Genomic DNA, 4,222 nt, shown 5'->3' with positions numbered 1-4,222 from the left:
GCCGGTTACGAGGTGCAGCGCGCCAGCAGCACCTTCGCGGCAGAGACCTTCACGCGGATCGTCGCTCCCGTCGCCAACGCCGCCGAGACGGGGCTCGCCGGTGGCCAGGCCCTCCTCGTCAACACCAACGGTCAGGCCGTCGTGTTCGGCGTGGACAGCGTTAGCCAACAGGGCGGGAGTGGCAGCGTCCGCTTCAACGTGCAGCACTCCACCTGCCCCAACACCATCGGGTTCACGCCCGGCATGCTCCTGTTCCAGGTCCAAACCCTGGGCTTCCGGTACGACGCCAGCGAGCGGATCCTTTACGAGCGCATCGGCGCGAACGCGGCAGTGCCAGTGGCGTTCGACATCGACCAGTTCTCGCTCGATTACGTCTACACCGAGGCCGACGGCACCCCGGTCATACGCAGCCAACCCGTGGTCGATGGCCAGGGAGCCCCGCTCCGCGAAGCCACCATCGGCGGGGTGCCCGTCACGCTGTCGAGGATCCAGATGGTCATAGGCATGAACTCCGGAGGTTCCGTCAGGACCTACTCGGGGATCGTCGAACTGCCCACTAACCAGAACTACATCATCAAGAGGGTGAGGCCATGCGGAAGCTGATGACACCAACGAAGAAGCGCCGGGAGCAAGGCATCGCCATGATCATGGCGCTCACGCTCCTCGTGGTCGTGGGCGGGGTCGTGACCCTGATGTTCGCCCGAACCCTGGGCGAGATCCAGCACAGCGCGGACGACGCGGGCATCGTCCAGACCCTGATGATCGCGCGCGGCTCGGCCAACCTCGGAGCGTCCGTGCTGACCACGGACGTGCGGGCGGCGCTGAGCTCGCTGGTTGCCTCCAACTCGAACCTCTCCGGGTCTTGGTCGTTCGGCACGAACAACAACGCCGGGACGGCCCCCACGCCCGCATCGGTCATCTCGCAACTCGAACCCGTGACCACGGCACTGCAAGCCAGCATCGACAACCTGGTGTGCAGCAACACGTTCACTACGGGGGGCTCGGCGGTCGGTCGCGTGCGCATCTACGTGACGGACGAAGCCTGCGGTGAGCCTCTCCTGGCCGACGTGCGCATGCCGGCCGCCAGGTTCGTGGGTGGGCAGCCGAGGACCGGCTCCGGTTACCGACCCGAGCAGGAGTACGCCATCCCCTTCGTCATGGTCGCCACCGGCGAGATCGGCGATTTCAACCGCAACGTGGTGCTGCAAGGCGAGTACCGCTTCACGGTCGGTCGCGGCAGCTTCGCGCGGTACGCGCTCTTCACGAACGTTCACCGTAGCGGCCCCAGCGGCAGCGACATCTGGTTCACGGACCGCACGCTGTTCGACGGCCCGGTGCACACCAACTCCTACTTCCGCTACTACCGGCAGTCATGGTTCGGCGACGAGGTGACGAGCGCCGGCTGTAGCGACGCCCGCCTGACCAAGTGCAACAACGACTACTTCGGTAGGCAAGGCGCGGAGTTCTACAACGCAGGGTTCAAGGGGTCCGGCAGCATGTCGCCCTCGTCCCAGAACCCCAGCTACACGAACGGCTACGGAACCCACGCCCCCGAGCTCACGGGCGGCGTCGACTGGAGCGCCGACTTCGTTCCCCTCCCCGAGAACTCGCAGAACCAGATCAGCGCCGCTCAGGGCGACACCTCGGACCCCAACGTCAGGGGCGAAGGGCTCTACTTCGGTAACAGCCTCTACAGCCTCGACCTGTGGGCGGGCGGACCCACCGGTACGGCCATGGAACTTAGTGGCGGGCAGTGGCGCTACTGGGACGGTGGCGCCTGGCGAGCTTCGCCCGCGCCCTTCCAGTACATCAAGGCCTGCACCACCTCGACCAACTGCGGGCTGTACAGGTACGGTGCCGACAAGGTCCTCTACAGCTTCGACCCGATAGGCAACATGTGGGTGGTGGCGGCCAGCGAGTTCAACGGCGTGATCTACGGCGCCGGCACGAGCACCTACAGCATCGACCGCATCAGGGGCCCGCAGAGGATGTCCGGGCACGACAACGACCCGGCCTATGCGCCGCCCGCGATCGCTTCGTTCGCCGAGATCACCATCGCCTCGACCAACAGCATGCGGATCAGCGGCGACCTCAAGTACGAGGACAGGCCGTGCAGCGGCGAGCCCACCCGCCAGTCCGACGGCACCGTGCTTGGAGCCGTCTGCGACAACCTCGAAGCCGTCAACGTCCTCGGCCTCTACACGCAGACCGGCAACATCATGTTCGGCCACAACAACGGCTGGAACGACTCGCGCAACGCGCCCAGGGACGTGACCGTCGACGCCGTGCTCATGAGTGGCGAAGGCAGGGTCTCCGTCGAGGACTACGACAGTGGCTCCGAGCGCGGCTCCGTCCACCTCACCGGCGGCATCATCGAGTACTACTACGGCGCGTTCGGCACCTTCAACGCCAGCACCGGCAAGAACTCCACTGGCTACGGCCGCTCCTTCACGTACGACCGCCGCATGGCCGCCGGCGTGGCACCGCCCTACTTCCCGACCGTCGGAACCGACGGCGTCAAGTCGGTGAAGCTGTTCAGCTTCGGGCAGCGCGAACAACTGCAGTAGAAGAGACCATTGTAAAGGGCAGGTGGGGTGGACGCAGAGTCCACCCCACCTGCCGTTGGCTTCCTAGACTCCCACCGTTGCTAGGTCTCGCGCGGCTTGATGCTGTCGCAGGCGTGCCAACGACTGCAAGGTAGCCGGCAGCCGGCAGGCGACTTGGTGCCCGCAGGGACGGCATCCCGGCCCCGGTTCTGACTCAGCGCCGACTGATCACTCGCAAGGTGGCATCGCCCTGGACGACGAACTCGTCCGTGACGATGGCCACGCCCGAGTCGATGTCGAAGTTCCCCGAGATCTTGAGGTTGCCCTTGGAGGCCACCCGGCCCACGTAGTCGGCGTTGCCCGACTTGTGGAACGACCCGCCCGCCACAGCGGCGATGTAGAGCCGACTGTTGCCGCTGATCTTGATGTCGCCCCCGGCGATGATGGCGGTGCCGATGCCCGAGCCGCCGCCCGGAGCCGCCACGGCGTGGGCGTTGCCGGAGAGCTGAACGTCCCCGCCGGACGCGAAGGTGCTGATGCCGGTGACGTCGTGGTTGCCGCTGAACTTGACCCCGTCGCGCCCGAACACGCGCACGTTCGCCATCGGGCTGTTGCCGGAGCCGGAGATGCTGCCGGTCGTGGACACGAGGGTCATGTCGCGCATGGACCAGTTGCCTGAGAAGTCGATGTTGTCGCGCGCCACGACGGTGCGCTCGGCGATGGACCAGTTGCCCGAGATCTTCACGGCGCCACTCTCGACGCAGATGGTCGAGCCTGCCGGGACGGAAGCGAACGCGTCGGGCAGGTCCCTGCTCTTCGGAGCGCTCCGGAAGATGACGTCGCAGTCGATGCCGAGCACGTGCGAGTGGCTCGGACCCTTCGAGATCGACTGCATCAGTTCGACCTGACGCGCGCCGAACTCCGGGTCGATGGTGATGGGGTCCGTGAGGTGGCGAGGGCCACCGTCGGCGCAGATGGCGCTCTTGGGGATGCCGTTGCCGCTCACGGCGCACACGGTCGCGCCCGGCGAGGCGGACACCGCCAGCGAGTCGCTGGGAACCACCTCGTCGCGACCACAGGTGCCGTCGGCGTTCCGCTCCACGCAGGTCCGGAAGTGTTGGTTGCCGCTGAACTTGAAGCCCATGTTCGCGTGCACGCCCGCGTTGACGTACCAGGCGTTGCCCGACGCCTCGAACACCCCCTCGGTGGAGAGGCCGTAACCGAAGTACGGCGGCAAACCCGAGTTACCCTGCACGCTCACCACGGCCTCCGCCAGGTACTCCCCCTGGCCGGGAGCGGTGCCCGTGACCGCGACATACGCGGTGGTCGTGCTGTAGCGCACGTAGTGGGTGAGGGCATAGGTTGGCGCGAAACCCTGCCCGGTGATGGTCGGCAGCGTGAGGCTCGCCGGCAACTCCCCGGTGACGCGGTACTCGTCCTGCAGCCTCACGAAGGCGACGTTCAGGCCACTCGCGGCGTTGTTGTCGGCGCGCACCGTCGCTTGTGCGTTCCGAGCGATGCCCAAGTTCATCTGGGTCAAGAACACCGAGCTGAGGCCGAACGCGGTGAGAGCCAACAGTATGACGAGGGCGGACACCACCGCGATGCCGCTCTGGCGTCGGGTGGGCGGCGGGGTGGCAGGCATGGTGTGACGTCCTCCTACTAGAAGCATTCGG

The 4,222-nt window shown here is 66.6% G+C and carries 3 protein-coding genes; 2 read left to right on the top strand and 1 reads right to left on the bottom strand.

From position 1 onward, the window contains the following. A partial coding sequence (locus H3C53_13050) for a hypothetical protein (protein ID MBW7917593.1) occupies positions 1–603 on the top strand: 603 nt, incomplete at its 5' end. After that, on the top strand, positions 603–2,567 hold the full coding sequence (locus H3C53_13045; protein ID MBW7917592.1) for a DUF4900 domain-containing protein: 1,965 nt from the start codon (positions 603–605) through the stop codon (positions 2,565–2,567). The genes H3C53_13050 and H3C53_13045, both read left to right, overlap by 1 nt. Before the next feature lie 193 nt (positions 2,568–2,760). Here the strand turns inward: H3C53_13045 and H3C53_13040 are convergent, their stop codons facing one another. Next, positions 2,761–4,191 carry a hypothetical protein gene (locus H3C53_13040; GenBank protein ID MBW7917591.1) on the bottom strand — a complete coding sequence of 477 codons (1,431 nt, stop codon included), beginning with the start codon at positions 4,189–4,191 and terminating at the stop codon, positions 2,761–2,763. Positions 4,192–4,222 lie beyond the last annotated feature (31 nt).

It is taken from the genome of Trueperaceae bacterium, from assembly GCA_019454765.1.
In the GTDB taxonomy this organism is placed as follows: Bacteria; Deinococcota; Deinococci; order Deinococcales; family Trueperaceae; genus JAAYYF01.
The sequence above is the reverse complement of the archived record's forward strand: the minus strand, read 5'-3'. Positions and strand labels throughout refer to the sequence as shown.